Here is a 19435-nt window from a genome sequence, read left to right as displayed (position 1 = left end):
CAGAGTTGTGGTGGGGTTGGTGAGGGTGAACGGGACGGGGGATGGGTCAGAAGGTGGCGTCGCCGACGATGCCGGCGCGTTCCATCTTGCGTACTGCGGGCCAATAGTCCTGCACCGCATAGTGTTGCGTGGATCGGTTGTCCCAGATGGCGACGCTGTTGGGGGTCCAGCGCCACCGCACCTGGTATTCCGGGATCGCGGCCTGGCTGATCAGGTAGCGCAGCAGATCCCCGGCGCCGGGGGCGTAGTCGATGCCGAAGCGGACGTTGTCGGGGGTGTGGTAGTTGACGAAATGGGTGGCGAAGGCGTTGACGAACAGGATCTTCTCCCCGGTTTCCGGATGGGTGCGCACCACCGGGTGCTCGGCGTCGGGGAACCGCTCGTGCAGCGCGTGCCGGGCCTCGAGGGGCATGTTCGCACCGAAGCTGGCCTCGATGCTGTGCCGGGCGCGCAGCCCGTCGATCCGGTCCTTCACCGATTGCGGCAGCCGCGTGTAGGCCTGCGCCATGTTCACCCAGACGGTGTCGCCGCCGACCGGTGGGATCTCCACGGCGCGCAGCACCGAACCCATCGGAGGGTTCCGCCGCCACGTGGCGTCGCAGTGGTAGGCGTTTTCGTAGTGCTCCGGCGCGCTGTCGAGGTCCTTGTAGATCCGCACCAGCCCGGGATGGTCGGGGTCGCTGCCGGCCACCGGGTGATCCTCGAGCGGGCCGAACCGTTCCGCCAGCGCGACGTGCTCGGCGCGGGTGAAGTCCTGCCCGCGCAGGAACAGCACCTTGTGACGCAGCAGCAGCGCACGCAGCTCGGCGAACAGGGCGTCGTCGCGCGACACCTCGCCCAGGTCCACGTCGAACAGCTCCGCACCGATCGTGGCGGTCAACGGCTCGACCCGGAACGGGGTCACCGTCCGTGTCCGCCGGGGCATCTCGATCGTGACAGACATTGCGTTGTCTCCTAGAAGAATTGGGGTTCGGTGACGGTGTCGGGTATTCGCCGGGTTCAGAGGGTGAACACCGAGGTGCCGATGCTGGCGCCGGCCTCGAGATCGCGGTGTGCGGTCACCGCGTCGGCCAGCTCGTAGCGCTGGTTGATGTCGATGCGGATCCGGCCGGCGGCGACGTGGCCGAACACCTCGCCGGCCAGTTCGGCCCGCTCGGCCGGGTCGGCGATGTAGTCCGCCAGCGCGGGACGGGTCACGAACAGCGAGCCCTTCACCGCCAGCGACATCGCGTCGATCGGCGGGATCGGCCCGGACGCGGTGCCGAAGCACACCAGCAGGCCGCGGCGGGCCAGCGAGTCGAGCGAGGTCGCGAAGGTGGAGGCGCCGATGCTGTCGAACACCACCGGCACTCCGACCCCGTCGGTGATCTCGCGGACCCGGGCGGGGACGTTCTCGCGGGTGTAGACGATCACGTGTGCACAGCCGTTGGCGCGGGCGATCTCGGCTTTTGCGTCGCTGGACACGGTGCCGATCACGTTGATGCCCAGCAGATTCGCCCATTGGGTGACGATGGAGCCGACCCCGCCTGCGGCGGCGTGCAGCAGCACCGTGTCCCCGGCGTCCAGCGCGACGATGCGCCGCAGTAGATACGCACTGGTGAGCCCGCGCATGGTCATCGACGCCGCGGTCTCGAACGCGATCCCGTCCGGGAGCGTGATCAGGTGCTCGGCCGGCATCACCCGCTCGGTGCTGTAGGCGCCCAGCGGGCTGCCGGTGTAGGTGACGCGGTCACCCTCCCGCACGTGCGACACGCCGGTGCCGACGGCCTCGACCACACCCGCCGCCTCGACGCCCATGCCGGCGGGCAACGCGGCCGGGTAGAGCCCGGTCCGGAAGTAGGTGTCGGCGAAGTTGAGGCCGGCCGCACCGTGGCGGATCCGGACCTCGCCCGGGCCGGGTTCCCCGACCTCGGCGTTCTCCCACCGCAGGACCTCCGGTCCACCGGTCTCGTAGAAACGAACGGCCTTCGCCACGGTATTCTCCTTCTCGGTCCCGGGTGCTCGCGTCGTGACGACTCGGAGATCCGAAACGTTGTGCTGTGGAACAGCTTTTGGATTCACTCGGGTGCGCCGGTTCGGCTTGTGAGGGCGGTCACCGGGTGGCCCGTGCTGTGATGAACCCAACTCTAGTCGGACCATCCCATGGATACTTATCCTGGCGGGACTCCAAATATTCGCTTCGGGACGCTGCGGCGATCCAGCGGTCTCGCCGGCCCGGGAGGTGCATCCCGCCGGGTTCGAGCCGGCTGCATCCCGGATGCGAGGGCGTGATGGTGTGGGACGGTGTCGGTCGATCGAGCCGACCGGGGCGGCGTCGGTGTGCGACAACGGTGCTCATCGGATTCGCGTGGACTGCAGGCGGTGTGGTCTGTGCGCCATCAACCCTGTCCCGATACGAATAGTCTGCTGACCCGATGAGATAAGTACGGTGGGTGCGGTTCGGCTACCGTGGAGTGGCAAGCCGAAGACCCACATGGGTTCTCGATCGAGTCCCGCACTCCGCGGGCCACGTCCCCAGCACCGGGATCGTCGATGCAGCCGGCCGAGGCGGCCACCTGCCCGACGTGCTCGAAAACACCCGTCGCCACCCCTCAGGAAGATCGATGACCAGGACCATCTATACCGCCGACCACCTCGCCTTTCGTGACACGGTGCGTGACTTCACGCAGCGCCACCTGATTCCGGAGCACGAGCGGATCATCGAGCAGCGGTTCATCGACCGCGAGATCTGGATCGAGGCGGGCAAGCTCGGCCTGCTCGGTCTGGAGGTACCCGAACAGTACGGTGGCAGCGCGGCGGGAGACTACCGGTTCAACGCGGTTGTGGGGGAGGAACTCTCGCGGGTGAGTGCCGCGATCGCGTCGAGTTTCGGCATCCACTACGACATCGTGGCGCCGTATCTGGTGGAGCTGACCACCGAGGAGCAGAAGCAGCGGTGGCTGCCGGGGTTCTGCACCGGTGAACTGGTCGCCGCGATCGCGATGACCGAACCGGCCGCGGGCTCGGACCTGGCCGGATTGAAGACCACCGCCCGACGCGACGGGGAGGACTGGATCCTCAACGGGTCCAAGACGTTCATCACCAACGGTTACCACGCCGACCTGGTGATCGTGGCGGCGAAGACCAGTCCGGAGAAGAAGGCCAAGGGCATCACCCTGTTCGCGGTCGAGACCGGCACGGCGGGCTTCGAACGGGGCCGCAAGCTGGACAAGGTCGGCCAACCCGAGTCCGACACCGCCGAGTTGTTCTTCACCGACGTCCGGGTCCCGGCGGCGAACGTGATCGGCGAGGTCGACGGCGGGTTCGCGCACATGATGCGAATGCTGCCGCAGGAACGGATCTGCGCGGCGGTGTCGAATCTCGCGCACGCCGAGGCGATCCTGGCCGAGACCCTCGACTATGCCCGGGCGCGCAAGGCGTTCGGCCAGGCGATCGGCTCGTTCCAGTACAACAAGTTCCTCTTCGCCGAACTGGTCACCACGCTCGAGGTGGCGCAGGCGTTCGTCGATCGGTGCGTGCAGGCACACACCGAGGGGCGGCTCACCGCGGTGGACGCCGCGAAGGCCAAGTGGTGGAGCTCGCAGGTGCAGAACCAGATCCTCGACAGTTGCGTCCAGCTGCACGGCGGCTACGGGTTCATGAACGAATACCGGGTCGCGCGGGCGTGGAAGGACGCACGGGTGACCAAGATCTGGGCCGGGTCCAACGAGATCATGAAGGAGATCATCGGACGGGACCTCGGACTGTGAGCATCACCGCGCCGGCCACCCACGCGAGCGAACCCACCGAGTGGCTCGCCCGGCTGACGCGCACCCGGTCCGACGCCGCCGCCCGCATCGCGTGGCTGACCGGGGTGCTCGGCTCCATTCGCTGGGCTCCGGCGCTGTGCGTGCCCCTTCGGCCCCACGCCGGTTCGGAGACGACCACCGACCACGACCCCTTTCTCGAACCACACCGGAGAACCACAGCATGACCAATCTCAGTACCAATCTCGTTGTGTCAGCGCGCAACTACCCCGGCAAGACCGCGTTGCGGTGCGGCGAGGACACGCTCTCGTTCGCCGAGTTCGACGCGGCCGCGGCGCGGGTGGCAACCCTGCTCGAGCGGGCCGGGATCGCACCCGGTGACCGGGTCGCGGTGATGCTGCCCAACACCGCGGCGTTCGCGATCGTGTTCTACGGCATCCTGCGGCGCGGCGCGATCGCGGTGCCGATGAACCCGCTGCTGAAGGCCCGCGAGATCGAGTTCTTCCTGACCAACACCGCCGCGTCGGCGCTGTTCGCGACCCCGGTGTTCGCCGAGCAGGCCCGCGCCGCGTCCGACGCGGCCGACGCCCGGTTGTGGCTGGTCGACGACGACGACCTCGCCCGGCTGACCGCCGACCTGCCGACGCAGGCCGCGCCGGTGGCGCGGGCGGGTGAGGACACCGCGGTGATCCTGCACACTTCGGGCACCACCGGCAAGCCCAAGGGCGCCGAACTCACCCACGCCGGCCTGGCCGGCAACGCAGAGGTGACCGCTCGCACCCTGATCCAGATCGGACCCGACGACGTCGTGATGGGCGCACTGCCGCTGTTCCACGTCTTCGGGCTCACCTGTGGGCTCAACGCCTCGGTCCTCGTGGGTGCCACGCTGACACTGGTGCCGCGGTTCGACCCGCGAGTCGCGCTCGAGGTGATCGCCCGCGACCGGGTCACCGTGTTCGAGGGCGTGCCGACCATGTACGCCGCGATGCTCGGTGTCGCCGGGGAACTCGACGCGGCGGCGACGGCGAGCCTGCGAGTGTGCGTCTCGGGCGGCGCGTCGCTGCCGGTGGCAGTGCTCACCGACTTCGAGCGGACCTTCGACGCGGTGATCCTGGAAGGCTACGGGCTGTCGGAAACCTCCCCGGTCGCCTCGTTCAACCACCCGAACCGCGTCCGTAAGACCGGCTCGATCGGCACCCCGATCGAGGGCGTGCGGATGCGCGTCGTGGACGGCACCGGTGCCGAGGTTCCGGCTGACCAGCCCGGCGAGATCCAGATCGCGGGACCGAACGTGATGAAGGGCTACTGGAACCTGCCCGAGGCGACCGCGGCCGCGATCGACGCGGCCGGCTGGTTCGCCACCGGCGACATCGGCCGCATCGACACCGACGGCTACTTCTACATCGTGGACCGCAAGAAGGACCTGATCATCCGCGGCGGGTTCAACGTCTACCCCCGCGAGGTCGAGGAGGTCGTCTACGAGCACCCTGCCGTGGCGGAGGCCGCGGTGGTCGGCATCCCGCACGCCAGCCTCGGCGAGGAGATCGGCGCCGCGGTCACGCTCAAGCCCGGCGCGAGCGCCGACCCCGCCGAGATCGTCGCATTCGTCAAACAGCGGGTCGCCGCCTACAAGTATCCGCGCCACATCTGGATCCTCGACACCCTGCCGCAGGGGCCGACCGGCAAGATCCTGCGCCGCGACATCACCATCCCGACCTTCGAAAGCAGCAACCGACCATGACCACCACCACCACCACCAAGCCGGCACACCGCCCCGACGAGCTCGCCGCGCCGCTGGACCTGCTGCTGGCCGGCTCGGCCCGCGGCGTGGCCGGCCGGATGCTGCCCAACCGATCCTGGGCCCGGCTCGCGGGCGGGCTGGCCACCCGCCCGGGCACGCTCGCGCACCGCGGCGGAAACCTGGCCAAGGAACTCGCTGCGGTCGCCGCCGGCCGCGCCGACCGCGCACCCGGCAAGGGCGACAAACGATTCGCCGACCCGGCGTGGCAGAACAACCCCTGGTTGCACCGCAGCATGCAGGCCTACCTCGCCACCGCCGACACCGCCTATGCCCTGCTCGCGGACGCGGGCTTGGACTGGCGCGACACCGAACGGATGCGGTTCGTGCTCGACAACCTCGTCGAGGGCCTCGCGCCGAGCAACAATCCGCTGCTCAACCCGCTCGGGTGGAAGGCGCTCATCGACACCGGCGGCCTGTCCGTGCTGCGCGGGGCGCGCGCGTTCGCCCGCGACATGGCCACCAAGCCGCGGGTGCCGGCGATGATCGAAGACGGCGCCTACACCCTCGGCGAGACCGTCGCGGTCACACCCGGGGCAGTGGTGTTGCGCACCCCGGTGTTCGAGCTGATCCAGTACGCCCCGCAATCCGCGACCGTGCGCGAGGTGCCGCTGCTGATGGTGCCGCCGGTGATCAACAAGTATTACATCACCGACATCGCCCCCGGTCGCAGCATGATCGAGTACTTCGTCGCCCAGGGCCAGCAGGTGTTCGCCATCTCCTGGCGAAACCCCCACGCCGAGCATCGGGACTGGGACCTCGACACCTACGGCGGCGCGATCCTCGAGGCGATGGACGCCGTCCAGGGGATCACCGGCACCGACCGCACGCATCTGCAGGGCAGCTGCTCGGGCGGGATCCTGGCCGCGACGACCGCCGCGTACCTGGCTGCCACCGGCCACGGCGACCGGGTTGCCGGGCTCACCCTGGCGGTGACCGTGCTCGACCAGGCCCAGGCCGGGTTCGCCGCCGCCGCCCTCGACGCACGCACCGCCGAGACCGCGATCGAACGCTCGCAGTCCAGGGGCTTCCTGGACGGGGACGAGCTGGCCGAGGTGTTCGCCTGGCTGCGCCCGACCGACCTGGTGTGGCGCTACTGGGTCAACAACTACCTGCAGGGCCGCCCGCCCGCGCCGTTCGACGTGCTGCATTGGAACGCCGACACCACTCGCATGACCGCCGGCCTGCACCGCGACCTGGTCCGCATCGGCGCTACCAACGCGCTGGCCACCCCCGGCACGATCGACCTGTTGGGCACCCCGATCGACCTCGGAGCGGTCACCGCCGACGCGTACGTGATCGGCGGCATCGCCGACCACATCTCGCCATGGCAGTCCTGCCACCGCAGCGCCGCCCTGCTCGGCGGCGCCGACACCCGGTTCGTGCTCTCCACCAGCGGGCACGTCGCCGCGCTGGTCAACCCACCCGGAAACCCCAAGGCGTCCTTCCGGGTCGGGCCCGTCGACGCGGACACCCCGGAGCAATGGTTCGACCGCGCGACGGTCACCCGCGACTCCTGGTGGCCGGACTACACCACCTGGCTCGCCGCGCGCAGCGGCGCCACCGTCGCCGCACCCACCACGCTCGGCGGCGCCGGCCACTCCCCGCTCGACCCCGCACCCGGCACCTACGTACACCACATCTGACCCACCACGACCTCAGGAAGCGACATCATGACCACCACACTCGACAACCCGAAAGCACTGCTCGACCTGGTCGGGCACGAACTCGGCCGCACCGACTGGCGCGAGATCACCCAGGAGCAGGTGAACCGGTTCGCCGACGCCACCGGCGACCACCAGTGGATCCACACCGACCCCGACCGGGCGGTGGCCGGACCGTTCGGCACCACCATCGCGCACGGCTACCTCACCCTGTCGCTGACGCCGATCGTGCTCGCCGAGGTACTCGCCATCGACCACCTCGGGATGGCAGTGAACTACGGGGTGAACAAGGTCCGATTCCCCGCGCCGGTCCCGGTCGGAGCCGAACTGCGCGCCACCATCACCCTCACCGCCGCAGTGGAGAAACCCGCCGGCATCGAGGCCGTGTTCACCCTCACCTACGAGATCCGGGGCGGGACGCGGCCGGTGTGCGTCGCCGAGGTCGTCGTCGTCTACCGATGACCGGAGACGCTCGCACCACGCAGCGCACCCTCACCGTGGGCCGGCAACGCATCCGGGTCCACATCCGGCGCGGGTCGGGGGTGCCGCTGGTGCTGTGCAACGGGATCGGCGCCGGGCTCGAGGTGCTCGACCCGTTCGTCGCCGCCCTCGACCCGGCCACCACGATCGTCCGGTTCGACGTCCCCGGCGCCGGCGGGTCGCGGACCTCGTTCGCGCCCTACGGGTTCGGCTACCTCGCGCGGCTGCTGGGACGGGTCCTCGACCGGCTCGGTATCGGCATGGTGGACGTACTCGGCCTGTCCTGGGGCGGCGCGCTGGCCCAGCAGTTCGCCTTCCAGAACCCGCGCCGGTGCCGGCGACTCGTGCTCGTCGCCACCGCCACCGGGGCGCTCATGGTGCCCGGACATCCCCGGGTGCTCGCCAAGATGCTCACCGGTCGCCGGTTCACCGACCCCGATCACACCGCAGCGATCGCCGGCCAGATCTACGGCGGCACCGCGAGAAACCAGGGCAGCGACATCGCCGCCCTCTTCGACACTCAGACCCACGCCGGATCGACGATCGGTTACCTGCACCAGCTGCTCGCCGGCGCCGTGTGGACCAGCCTGCCGATGCTTCCCCTCATCCGCCAACCCACCCTGATCGTCGCCGGCACCGACGACCCCATCGTTCCGATCGTCAACGCCCACATCCTGCACCGACTGCTACCCCACGCCACCCTGTACCTGCACAACGGCGGACATATCGAACCGATCACCAACGCCGGCAGACTCGCCCCGGTGATCGACGCCTTCCTCCACGAACCCGAACAACGATGATGACAATCACCAACGACCGCCGACGCACGCACTCGCGGCCGCCGCCCGCGCGGGGGACCGTCCCCGCGCTGCCGAACAGCCGTCGGTGCGACACGGTGCACGTGATCATCGGTGTCCCCGGCGGCGATTTCGATCGGCGCCATCCGGGGCGTGTCTCACCGCCCGATCGAGCGTATCTTGGGGTGACATAGGTGTTCTCTCCGGGGCGAGAGGTGGGGCCGGACATGAAGCCGTTGGCCCGCTACGCCGCGATCACAGGGTACGCCGACCTGTGCGCGTCGCTGGGCACGGATCCGACGCCACTGCTGCGCAGCGTCGGGCTCGATCCCGCCGGGTTGGGGCTGCCGGACCGGTGGATCCCCGCCGTCGCGATCGCCCGCCTGCTGGAACGCTCGGCCGCCGCGACCCGCTGCCCCGACTTCGCGCTGCGGCTCGTCGAGCGTCGGCGCTTTGCCAGCCTCGGCCCGGTGAGCCTGGTCATCCGGGAGGAACCCGACGTCCGCAGCGCGCTGAAGTTCCTGATGCGCTATCAGCACATGTACAACGAGGCTTTGCGGCTGCGGTTGGTCGAGGCAGAGGACGTGGCGACGATCCGGGTGGGGCTCGAGCTGGGCGAACCCGCCGACACCCGGCAGGCCACGGAACTGGCGATGGGGGTACTGCACGGGCTGTTACGCGATTTCCGCGGCGGCCGCTGGCAACCCCTGGCGGTCTGCTTCACCCATTTCGCCCCCGAGGACACTAGCGCTCACCTCGAGGCGTTCGGCCCGATGGTCAAGTTCGACCAGGAATTCTCCGGAATCGTACTCTACACAAGCGATCTCGACGCTCCCAACGCCATGTCGGGTCCCTCGATCGGCCCGTATGCGCGCCAATTCCTCGACACCATCGACACCCGGCCCGAGGTGACGCCTGTCACCCGGGTCCGCGAGCTGATCGAACTGCTGCTGCCCACCGGGCGATGCTCGGTCGAGCAGGTCGCCCGCAGCCTCGGGGTCGACCGGCGCACCGTACACCGCCATCTCGCCGAGGCGGGGCAGAACTACACCGCGGTGCTCACCGCCACCCGCGTGGACCTGGCCGAACACCTCGTCGCCGGCCGTCGTTACTCGCTCACCGAGGTCGCCGATCTGCTCGGCTTCTCCTCGGCAAGCAACTTCTCCCGCTGGTTCAGCAACGAATTCGACTGCAGCCCAAGGAATTGGCGCGCTCAACACCGGACGGACACCGCCGTGCGGGCCGGGAACGCGCTGGTATGACACCGGCATCCGCGCGAACGCGGTGTCCCATATCGAATACACCGTGTCCCGATAGGGACAGTATGCCGTGCCGAATCCGGATACCGTGAGGTGCGTCGCAATTCAGGCCCTGCAGGGAGATTCCCGGCCGGGTCGGTGACCGTGGCCCGCTCGATCGCGGCGACGTTGATCCCGGCGAGCCGGTCACCGCGAAGTGTCCGTAATGCACCGACATGGAACAGATCTCGGTCACCCACCGAGCCTGACGGACCCGACCCCAGGTCGAATACCTCGACCGGGCCGGGATGCCCGGGCCGACATGACGAAGAAGGAGAGTGTGCAGCGTGCTGGATGCTACCGCGGCCGCGGAGTCCGACCGCAGAGATCCCGACCACGACACGTCGGGCGGAGCGGATACGCGGCCGGCTGCGGGGGTGGGGACCGGCCAGGCGGAGTCGGGCGGCCGAGGCGGAGACGGGCGCAGCGGCGGCCGCGGCACCCGGCTCAACGGGAAGGTTGCGCTCGAACGGGCGCGTGCATCGCTGCCCGGATTGGTGTTGTCTGCCGCCGCGGCGGCGGTGGCAGTTGTCGCGGCGCGCCTGTTGGGTGGGATCAGCCCTCTGCTGATCGCGATCCTGCTCGGCGCGGTGGTCGCGAATCTGGGAACGCTGCCGGCGGTCTTCGAACCGGGTGTGACCGTCGCATCGCGGCGGCTGCTCCGTATCGGAGTCGCGCTGCTGGGTCTGCAACTGCTGCTGCCGAACGTGCTGGCACTGGGGTGGGGGACGCTCGCGGTGGTCACTGCCGTGGTCGGCCTGGGCATCGCCGGGTCGATGGCGCTCGGAAAGTTGCTCGGGATCGGCTGGACGCAACGGCTCCTGATCGCGTGCAGTTTCTCGATCTGCGGTGCCGCGGCCGCGGCCGCGGCCGACGGCGTGGTGAACGCACGTAAGCGGGAACTGGTGACCACCATCGCGCTGGTCGTCGTCTTCGGCACCGTGATGATTCCGGCTCTTCCCGCGGCTGCGGCCGCCCTGGGTCTGGACTCGACCCAGGCGGGAATGTGGGCCGGCGCGGCGATTCACGAGGTGGCGCAGGTGGTCGCGGCCGGCGGCGCGCTCGACGCGGGGTCGTCGGCCGCGGCGGTGGGCGGCGGTGCCCTGGCCATTGCAGTGACGGTCAAGCTGGCCCGGGTGGCGCTGCTGGCGCCGGTGGTCGCGTGGATCGGGGTGGCGTCACGACGCCGCACCGCCACGCCCACGCAGACGCGGCGACCGCCCTTGGTGCCGCTGTTCCTGGTCGGATTCCTCGCCTGCGTGGCGCTGCGGGCCACCGGTGTTCTCGGACCGGGGTGGCTCGACGCCGCGCGACTGACCCAGACCGCGCTGCTCACCGCCGCGATGTTCGCGCTCGGCACCGGGGTCCGGCTGTCCGTGTTGCGCGGTGTCGGGTGGCGGCCCTTCGCTCTCGCCGCCGCCTCGACGATCATCGTCGCCGCGACCGCGCTCACCGGGGTGCTGCTGGTCGGCTAGCCGGTATGTGGGCGCCGACCCGCCGACGACGAAGGCCCCGGCTGCGCGATGCGCCGGCCGGGGCCTTCGGGAGAGCCGATGACGGGAATCGAACCCGCGTATTCAGCTTGGGAAGCTGATGTTCTACCATTGAACTACATCGGCACGCTGGGCTTTTGCCGATTTCTCGGCTCCGTCCACGCTCGTCGCACACTGTAGCAGACTCCGCGCGGACGCCGTCACATCCACCCCGGAGCGTTCCGTTTCGAGGGGGAGGTTGTTGCGGCAAACGCCGAGTGGAGGCCTCCGGAACCACCCCCTCGTCGCCGGAACCTCCCGCTCGCACCCGCCGCGACAGCGGCGCGTCGCACCCCCACACTGGGAGCATGAAGGCCACGGGGGAGCGGTCCGAGGCGTCCGAGCTGGCTCGGCTGCTGCTGGACGAGGTGGGCGCGGCGACCGGGGGCGTGCAGGCGATGCACCGCAGCATCTCCGACCGGGTGTTCGGGGCGGTCGCACTGGGCGTCGGGACGCCGGCGCTCGCGGTGAAGGCCGCGCACGACGCGATCGCCGACGGGGTCTATTCCGCGATCAGGGGTGCCGCCGCGGCGACGGGGAAGCTGGCCGCGCTTGGGCTCGCGGAGTCCACCGGCGACCGGTTGCCGTCGGAGAGCGTCCGCGGGGCGATGGCGATCGCCGCGGTCGAGGGCCTCATCGGCGACGTCCTCGAGGCCGAGGGCTCACCGCTGGCGCCGCCGATGTCGGTGCGGGTGGACAGCCGGGCCGTGCCGCTCACGACCGAGGGCCTCGCCCGCGCGTTCCCGCCCGCGACGGGCCGCGTGGTGGTGTTCGTCCACGGTCTGATGGAGACCGAGACGACGTGGCGGTTCGGCGGCCGTCGTACCTACGGCGAACGACTCGTCGACGATCTCGGCTGCACGTCCGTGTTCGTCCGCTACAACACGGGCCGGCGCATCTCCGCGAACGGTCGGGAGCTGTCGGCGCTGCTCGACGCGCTCGTGCGGGCGTGGCCGCGCAAGGTCGAGCAGCTCGCGTTGATCGGCCATTCCATGGGTGGGCTCGTCGCGCGCAGCGCCTGCTTCTACGGCACCGAGACCGATGCTGCGTGGACTCATCGTGTGCGCCATGTCGTTTCGCTCGGATCCCCGCATCTGGGGGCGCCGCTCGAGCAGGCGGTGCACTACGCGAGCGCCGCGCTCGTCGCGGTCCCGGAGCTGCGGCCGTTCGGGACGCTGCTGCGACGGCGCAGCGCCGGCATCCGCGACCTGAACCAGGGCGCCGTGGTGGACGAGGACTGGTCCGGTCGCGGCATCGACGACCTGCGCCGCGCCGTGTGCCGGGAGGTGCCCCTGCTGGACGGGGCGATGCACTGCTTCGTGTCGGCGACCCTGACGCGCAGCCCGGCTCATCCGCTGGGGCGGTTGCTCGGGGACGGACTCGTCCTGGTGCCGAGCGCGTCGGGGCACGGCCGGACCCGGCGCATCGGCTTCCGCATGGAGGACGGCATGCACCGGGCGCCGGCGCACCATCTGACGCTGCTCAACGACGACGAGGTCTACCGGCAGCTGCTGATGTGGCTGCGCACCGGCCCCGGAGGGCCTAGACCAGCGGACGGCCCGTCCGGATCCGCCGGCGCAGATCGGCCATGAGCAGCCGGTAGGGGGCTTCGCGCAGCGCCACCGGGAGCCGCGAGTTGACCGCCCCGAGGGTGCGCATGAGCCGGTCGAAGCGGCGCTGGTCGCGCGGGCTCCACGGCAGCCGCATCCGGTCGCGGAACATCGGGGGCAGGAAGCCGGTGGTGAGGAACAGGTTGAGCCGGCCGAACAGCAGCGACACCGGGCGGGGCAGGAACCGCATGGCGGCGATGGCGTAGAGGTGGTCGCGCACGACGTCGTCGATGTCGACCTTGGCGAGCGCGTCGTTCCAGTACTCCTCGAACGCCTCGCGGTCGATCGGCCACATGTCGGGCTCGACCTGCAGGGTGGTGCCGAAGGTGGCGCCCTTGCGGTAGTACCACTCGACGGCCTCGGCCGGGATCGGTCCGTAGAGCGCGTGGTGCACGTCCTCGAAGCCGCGGTAGATGCACGCGGCCACCCACAGCTGCAGTTCGGGGTCGAAGGCGTTGTATTCGACCGGGCTCGCCTCGGTGGAGCGGACGTGGCGGTGGGCGGTGTTGACGGCGCGCCGAAAGAGTTGCTTCTCCTCGTCGGTGCCGGTGGCCGCGACCGCCAGGTAGGTGAGGGTGGTGCGGGTGCGTTTGATCGGATGGTCGAACAGCCGGCCGGAGGCGACACGGCTCTCGACGACGCCGTAGCCGACGCCGGGGTGGGACAGCTGCATGATGACGTTCGCCGCGCCGGCCATGAGGCCGAGGCCGTCCATGACGTCGTCGAACTCGGCGGGCTTCTCGAGGGTGGTCACGAGGTCGATCCCTTCGTCCGTCCTATATGTGAACACGACTGTAGTCACATATATGATCGGGGTAAAGAGCTCTCCTGAGAAGATGGACGGATGGTGACAGGACGGCTCTACGGGGGACGCGGGGGAGAACAGCGGCAGGCGGAACGGCGGGCGCAGCTCATCGAGGCCGGGCTCGACATCCTCGGCGGACCCGACGGCGATCACACCCTGTCCGTCCGCGGCGTGTGCAAGCGCACCGGCCTGGCCTCACGCTACTTCTACGAAAACTTCCCCGACCGCGACGAACTCACCGTCGCCGTGTACGACCACGTGATCCAGCGGATCGCCGAGAGCACCCTGCGCGCGGTCACGGAGGCACCGCGCGACGAACGGTCGGTGGTCCGGGCCGGCGTGGAGAACATCGTCCGCGAGGTCGCCGAGGACCCGCGCATGGGCCGGCTGATCTTCTCCGTCAGCCAGGCCAACCCCCAGCTGGTGAGCCGGCGACTCGAGTCGTCGCGCATGTTCGCCGGGCTGGTGACGGCGCAGGCGGTGGACTTCTTCGAGGTGAGCTCGACGCCCCGGCTCGACCTCGCGGCGCACTTCGTCGTCGGCGGCCTCGCACAGGTGCTCACGGCGTGGCTCGAGGGCGACAGCCCGCTGAGCCAGGACGAGGTGATCGAGGCCTGCACCGATTTTCTGCTCACGATGTCGTCGCAGGCCCGCTGACGCGACCGGCGGCGACGGACATCCGGCGCGGCTGACAACCTCGAGCGCTCTCGGAGTCGCCCGGTGCGAGTTGTTAGCCTCTACCTCGTGCTGCTCTCCGATCGCGACATCCGCGCCGAGGTCGCCTCCGGGCGTCTCGGCATCGACCCCTTCGATGCGGCGATGGTGCAGCCGTCGAGCGTGGACGTACGGCTCGACAGCCTGTTCCGCGTCTTCAACAACACCCGCTACACGCACATCGACCCCGCGCAGCGCCAGGACGAGCTCACCTCGCTGGTGCAGGCCCCGCCCGGGGAGCCGTTCGTGCTGCACCCGGGCGAGTTCGTACTCGGCTCGACGATGGAGACGTGCAGCCTGCCCGACGACCTCGCCGGCCGGCTCGAGGGCAAGTCGTCGCTCGGCCGCCTCGGGCTGCTCACCCACTCCACGGCCGGGTTCATCGACCCGGGCTTCAGCGGGCACATCACCCTCGAGCTCTCCAACGTCGCCAACCTGCCGATCACGCTGTGGCCGGGGATGAAGATCGGGCAGTTGTGCCTGTTCCGGCTGACCAGCCCGGCCGAGCACCCCTACGGCAGCGCCGCCGTCGGGTCGAAGTACCAGGGCCAGCGCGGCCCGACGCCGTCGAAGGCGTATCTCAACTTCGTGCGCGAACACCCCGACGCCCGCCCGAGCTGACCGGGCGGTTGTCGCGTCGAAGGGGCGGTTGCTGCGCTGGCCTCTCGCCGTTCGCCGCAACAGGCGCCCCCTCGACACGAGATCCTCCCGTTCAGCCGCCACTTCACAGTCCGGACCGCGATTTCCTGCCAGCGTTCGCACGGTGCCCGGCATAGTGTGAACGGGACAGGGGAGCCGGGTGCGTCCGTCCCGCGAACAGTTCGTCGATGCGGCACTGCGGTGCAGGAGGAGGCGGCCATGTACGGGTGCGAACGGATCGTCCCGGGCGGCGGACGCGGCCTCGGGGGTGTGCGATGACCGCAGCCCCGCATCCGGACGTCGCCGACCTCGTCCTCGCCGGCGGCGGGGTGAAGGGCATCGGCCTCGCCGGTGCCGTCGTGGCTCTGGCCGACGCCGGATACCGGCTCAACCGGGTGTCGGGCACGTCCGCGGGGGCGGTGGTCGGCGCCATCGTCGCGGCCGGATCGAAGGCCGGATGGACGGGCGAGCAGATGCGCGACGCCGTCTTCGGGATCAGGTACCGCAAGTTCCTCGACCCGGGGCCCGTCGAACGGATTCCCCTGCTGGGTCCCGCATTCGGGGTGCTTCGGGGGTCGGGGATCTACCAGGGCGACTACGCGCACGCCTGGATCCGGGACACGCTGAAGGACCTGGGCGTCAGCACCTTCGGGGATCTGCGGATGGAGGACGACGACATCCCGGAGGAGCGACGGTACCGGCTGGTGGTCACCGTCACGGACATCACGCGGGGCCTGCTGGTCCGGCTGCCGTGGGACTACCGGTCGGTCTACGGCCTCGATCCCGACGAGCAGTCGGTGGCCGACGCGGTGCGCGCGTCCATGTCGATCCCGTTCTATTTCCGGCCCGCGACGCTCACCGCCACGTCCGGGTTGACGTCGACACTGGTCGACGGCGGGCTGCTGTCGAACTTCCCGATCGACTCGCTCGACCGGATCGACACCGAGCAACCCCGCTGGCCCACCTTCGGCGTCACCGTGCTGCCGAACCTGCCCGCCGACAACGACAAGGTCCTCCCACCGCTGCGGCTGCTGCGTCCGTTCTCGGCCCTCGGCGACTCCCCGGAGCTGATCGAGGGCATCGTCACCACCGTGCTCGTCGGCCGCGACCAGGCCCACCTCAACCAGCCGTGGGTCAGCGCCCGCACGATCCGGGTCGACTCGACCGAGGTGGGGGTCCTCGACTTCCACCTCGACAAGTCCGAGATCGAGGCACAGTTCGCCAAGGGGTACGAGGCGGCGCAGGGGTTCCTGTCGACCTGGAACTGGGTGGAGTACGTCAAGCGCTACCGTTCCCACGGAAAGAGATGGTGATCCCATGACGGCGCCCGCAGACAGGATCGAATCACTCTTCGCTGCAACGAAGATCGGCGCCCTCGTCACGCTGAAGCGGGACGGGCGGCCGCAGCTCTCCAACATCGTGTACCACTACGACCCCGGCGCCCGGACGTTCTCGGTCTCCATCACCGACGGGCGGGCCAAGACCGCGAACATGCGCCGCGACCCGCGCGTGAGCCTGTATGTCAGCGCCGCCGACGGCTGGGCGTACGCGGTCGCGGAGGGCACCGCCGAACTGTCGCCCGTCGCGAAGGACCCGCACGACGACACCGTCGAGGAACTCGTCGCCCTGTATCGGGCGGTGCAGGGCGAACACCCGGACTGGGACGAGTTCCGGGACGCGATGGTCGCCGACCGCCGGCTCGTGCTGACGATGCGGGTCGAACGGTTCTACGGGATGGCCGGACCGACCGGCTGATCCGGACGAAGGGGGGAAGGCGATGCCGCGTGCGTCGACAACAGAATTCGCAGCCACCACTGCGGGGAGGCAGTTCCTCCGCGCCTACGATGCCGTGCTCGCGAAGTGGCCGGCGGCCGTCGGCGCAGTGACGGTCGAATCGGAATTCGGCACAACGCATATCAACGTCTGCGGCCGCGAGAACGCGCCGCCGGTCCTCCTGCTGCCCGGAGGGGGAGCGACGTCGACGGTGTGGTTCGCCAACGCCGCCGCGCTCGCCACCCGGTACCGGGTCCTGGCGGTGGATCCGATCGGTGACGTGGGACGGAGTGTCGCGCACGGAAAGCCGATGCGCAGCGTGGACGATCTGCTGTCGTGGCTCGACGGCATCGCGGCGACGCTCGGCCTGTCCTCGTTCCGGCTGGCCGGCCACTCGTACGGGGCGATGATCGCGCTCGCCTACGCGCTCGAACGCCCCGAGCGGATCTCGAACATGGTGTTGCTCGATCCGAATTCGTGCTTCGCCAGGATGCGCGCACAGTACCTCGCCCGCGCGATCCCCCTGCTGCTCCGGCCGAGCGACCACCGCCAGCGCAGCTTCCTCGCGTGGGAGACCGGCGGCCGGCCCCTCGACGCGGACTGGCCGAACCTCGCCGCCCAGGGCGCCGAGCACTTCCCGACGGCGAAGCTGGTCGTCCCGAAACGACCCGCACGTCCCACCCTCGCCGGGCTCGCGGTCGACACGACGGTGATTCTCGCGGCCGGCAGCAAGATCCACGACAGCGCGCGGGTGGCGGCCGCGGTCGCAGCGACGAGCTCGCGGCTGCGGCCGGTGATCGTCGAGGGAGCAACGCACCACACGATGCCCATGGTCCCGGCCGCGGAGGTGAATTCCACCCTTCTCGGCGCGCTCGGCTGACCACCTGTTCCCGCACGGTCTCGTTCAGTGGGAACGGCGATGTGCGGCATGTCACAAGCCCCTACGTTCGGTCGGTAACAGGCCGTGCGCATCGACGTCCGTCCTGAAATCGACTGTGCGCGCGAGCGCTTCGAGGAAGGGGCGAGATGCCGGTCGCAACGGGCAGGTTTTCCATCCGGCGGTGGACGGCCGCCCTCGGGACGTGCGCGGTGCTGGTGGCCGCGTGCGGCTCCGGGGTGTCCGAGCACTCGGGTGTCACCGACCCGACGATCCCCCTGCGCTACGCGACGGTCTTCGGCGCGTCCTCCTTCGACCCGCACAAGACCAAGATTACCAGTGACGCCACGATGCTCAACCTGGTCTACGACCGGCTCGTGCACCGCGACGTCGACGCGCAACCCGTCCCCGGCCTGGCCGAATCGTGGGAGCTGACGGACGAGTCCCTCACCCTGCATCTGCGCGAGGGGGTGAGCTTCGCCGACGGTTCCCCCGTGGACGCGGCCGCCGTCCGGGCCAACCTGAACCGCGCCCTCGAACCGGACTCGGTGACCGCACCGATGCTCGCCGGGGTCACCGGCATCACGACCCCCGACGATCGCACCGTCGTGCTCGCGCTGGACCGGCCCGGCGCCCAGCTCGTCCTCGCGCTGTCCGACCTGGCCGGGATGATCGTCGACCCCGACGCATTCGGAACCCCGGAGAAGAACGCCGCGCTGGCGCTCACCCCGGCCGGTGCCGGCCGCTACACGGTCACCCGCGCGCAGCCGGGCGCCGAGTACGAGTTCGCCGCGCGGCCCGGCTACTGGGATCCCGACGCGGTCCGCACCGACAGCGTGGTGTGGACCGTGATGACCGATCCGCAGGCCCGGCTCAACGCCGTGTCCTCCGGAGACCTGGACGCCGCCATCACCACGCCACTGACCATCGATGCCGCCGAGCAGCAGGGCCTTCGGGTCGAGGCGGCGCTGCGGCTCGACCACATGGCCGTCAACCTCAACCGGTCGCGCGGGGAGTTCGGCAAGCTGGAGGTGCGGCAGGCGCTGGCGTACGCGATCGACCGGCAGTCCATCGCCGACACCGCGATGGAGGGCCACGCCGAGGCCGCGACGCAGAACTTCCCGAAGGACTACTTCGCCTACGAGCCCGACCTGGCCGGAGCCTACCCGTACGACCCCGACAGGGCGCGGGAGCTCCTGGCACAGGCGGGACTGCCGAACGGGTTCTCCTTCACTGCGATCCTGCTCAACCTGCCCGAGAACGTGCAGGTGGCCCAGATCGTGCAGCAACAGCTCGCCGAGGTCGGCATCGACATGCAGTTGAAGCCGATGCCGCCGTCCGAAGCCTCCCCGACGTTCAACCGCGGGGACGCCGACGCCGTCGTCACCACCTTCACCGGCCGGTCCGATCCCGCCCTGCTGTTCTCCTCGCTGTACGGGGCGGAGTCGCCGCAGAACCCGTCCCGCAGCACGGCCCCCGGATTCCAGGAGGCCCTGGATGCGGCCAACCGCGAGTCCGATCCGCAGGCGCGCGCCGGCAAGCTCGGCAACGTGTCGAAGCTGGTCAGCGACAACGCGCTCGCGATCCCGCTGGTGTTCTTCGAGCTCGGCTCCACCCTGACCGATCAGGTCGTGGGCTACGAACCCACCCTGCTCGTCGACGAGTGGCGCGGCGTCGGCGTCGCCGCCCCGTGAACCCCTCG

At 70.1% G+C, this 19435-nt stretch carries 18 protein-coding genes and 1 tRNA gene; 15 read left to right on the top strand and 4 right to left on the bottom strand.

Annotated elements, in window-relative coordinates:
• Positions 1-46 precede the first annotated feature (46 nt).
• Positions 47-943, bottom strand: coding sequence for a TauD/TfdA family dioxygenase (locus HFP48_RS22155; RefSeq protein WP_168580057.1), 897 nt, complete (start codon positions 941-943; stop codon positions 47-49).
• A gap of 56 nt (positions 944-999) precedes the next feature.
• Positions 1000-1974, bottom strand: a complete 975-nt coding sequence (locus HFP48_RS22150; protein ID WP_168580056.1) for a quinone oxidoreductase — start codon at positions 1972-1974, stop codon at positions 1000-1002.
• Between the two features lie 629 nt (positions 1975-2603).
• Here HFP48_RS22150 and HFP48_RS22145 point away from each other — a divergent pair.
• The 8 genes from HFP48_RS22145 to HFP48_RS22110 all read left to right on the top strand — a co-directional run bounded on the left by HFP48_RS22145 (position 2604) and on the right by HFP48_RS22110 (position 11258).
• Positions 2604-3749 (top strand): acyl-CoA dehydrogenase family protein, encoded by a 1146-nt coding sequence (locus HFP48_RS22145; RefSeq protein WP_006937057.1) that lies wholly within the window; start codon positions 2604-2606, stop codon positions 3747-3749.
• Positions 3746-3973: a hypothetical protein gene (locus HFP48_RS22140; RefSeq protein WP_006937055.1), complete on the top strand. Its 228-nt coding sequence runs from the start codon at positions 3746-3748 to the stop codon at positions 3971-3973. The genes HFP48_RS22145 and HFP48_RS22140 overlap by 4 nt, the downstream gene beginning before the upstream one ends.
• Positions 3970-5487 (top strand): long-chain fatty acid--CoA ligase, encoded by a 1518-nt coding sequence (locus HFP48_RS22135; RefSeq protein ID WP_029545810.1) that lies wholly within the window; start codon positions 3970-3972, stop codon positions 5485-5487. The genes HFP48_RS22140 and HFP48_RS22135 overlap by 4 nt, the downstream gene beginning before the upstream one ends.
• Entirely contained in the window at positions 5484-7190 is a 1707-nt protein-coding gene (locus tag HFP48_RS22130) for an alpha/beta fold hydrolase (RefSeq protein WP_065922124.1), read from the top strand. Before HFP48_RS22135 ends, HFP48_RS22130 begins: the two co-directional genes overlap by 4 nt.
• 27 nt (positions 7191-7217) lie before the next feature.
• Positions 7218-7670 (top strand): MaoC family dehydratase, encoded by a 453-nt coding sequence (locus HFP48_RS22125; RefSeq protein WP_168580055.1) that lies wholly within the window; start codon positions 7218-7220, stop codon positions 7668-7670.
• Positions 7667-8488, top strand: coding sequence for a poly(3-hydroxyalkanoate) depolymerase (phaZ, locus tag HFP48_RS22120; RefSeq protein ID WP_168580054.1), 822 nt, complete (start codon positions 7667-7669; stop codon positions 8486-8488). Before HFP48_RS22125 ends, phaZ begins: the two co-directional genes overlap by 4 nt.
• Positions 8489-8712: 224 nt before the next feature.
• Entirely contained in the window at positions 8713-9747 is a 1035-nt protein-coding gene (locus HFP48_RS22115) for an AraC family transcriptional regulator (protein ID WP_168580053.1), read from the top strand.
• A gap of 314 nt (positions 9748-10061) precedes the next feature.
• Positions 10062-11258 carry a putative sulfate exporter family transporter gene (locus HFP48_RS22110; RefSeq protein WP_210432777.1) on the top strand — a complete coding sequence of 399 codons (1197 nt, stop codon included), beginning with the start codon at positions 10062-10064 and terminating at the stop codon, positions 11256-11258.
• A 73-nt stretch (positions 11259-11331) separates the two neighbouring features.
• On the opposite strand, the gene HFP48_RS22105 is transcribed toward HFP48_RS22110, so the two are convergent.
• Positions 11332-11402: transfer RNA gene (locus HFP48_RS22105), tRNA-Gly, on the bottom strand.
• Positions 11403-11623: 221 nt separating this feature from the next.
• Between HFP48_RS22105 and HFP48_RS22100 the strand changes: the two genes are divergently transcribed.
• Entirely contained in the window at positions 11624-12907 is a 1284-nt protein-coding gene (locus HFP48_RS22100) for an alpha/beta hydrolase (RefSeq protein WP_168580052.1), read from the top strand.
• Here HFP48_RS22100 and HFP48_RS22095 read toward each other — a convergent pair.
• Entirely contained in the window at positions 12858-13679 is an 822-nt protein-coding gene (locus tag HFP48_RS22095) for an oxygenase MpaB family protein (RefSeq protein WP_168580051.1), read from the bottom strand. The genes HFP48_RS22100 and HFP48_RS22095 overlap by 50 nt on opposite strands.
• 90 nt (positions 13680-13769) lie before the next feature.
• On the opposite strand from HFP48_RS22095, the gene HFP48_RS22090 reads away from it, so the two are divergent.
• The 6 genes from HFP48_RS22090 to HFP48_RS22065 all read left to right on the top strand — a co-directional run bounded on the left by HFP48_RS22090 (position 13770) and on the right by HFP48_RS22065 (position 19427).
• Complete coding sequence (locus tag HFP48_RS22090; protein ID WP_006947584.1) at positions 13770-14387, top strand: TetR/AcrR family transcriptional regulator; 618 nt, start codon at positions 13770-13772, stop codon at positions 14385-14387.
• 87 nt (positions 14388-14474) lie between these two features.
• Positions 14475-15065, top strand: a complete 591-nt coding sequence (gene dcd, locus HFP48_RS22085) for a dCTP deaminase (protein WP_006947585.1) — start codon at positions 14475-14477, stop codon at positions 15063-15065.
• 293 nt (positions 15066-15358) lie between these two features.
• Entirely contained in the window at positions 15359-16396 is a 1038-nt protein-coding gene (locus HFP48_RS22080; protein ID WP_043798453.1) for a patatin-like phospholipase family protein, read from the top strand.
• A gap of 4 nt (positions 16397-16400) precedes the next feature.
• On the top strand, positions 16401-16838 hold the full coding sequence (locus HFP48_RS22075) for a PPOX class F420-dependent oxidoreductase (protein WP_006947587.1): 438 nt from the start codon (positions 16401-16403) through the stop codon (positions 16836-16838).
• A gap of 22 nt (positions 16839-16860) precedes the next feature.
• Positions 16861-17736, top strand: coding sequence for an alpha/beta hydrolase (locus HFP48_RS22070; protein WP_168580050.1), 876 nt, complete (start codon positions 16861-16863; stop codon positions 17734-17736).
• 146 nt (positions 17737-17882) lie between these two features.
• The gene (locus HFP48_RS22065; protein ID WP_168580049.1) at positions 17883-19427 is read left to right on the top strand and encodes an ABC transporter substrate-binding protein; all 1545 of its coding nucleotides are present in this window, start codon (positions 17883-17885) and stop codon (positions 19425-19427) included.
• The last annotated feature ends 8 nt before the right edge of the window (positions 19428-19435 follow it).

The sequence above is a fragment of the Rhodococcus sp. DMU1 genome (assembly GCF_012272955.1).
GTDB lineage: Bacteria > Actinomycetota > Actinomycetes > Mycobacteriales > Mycobacteriaceae > Rhodococcus > Rhodococcus aetherivorans.
Note: the sequence above shows the minus strand (reverse complement) of the source record. Positions and strands in the feature narration are given on the sequence as shown.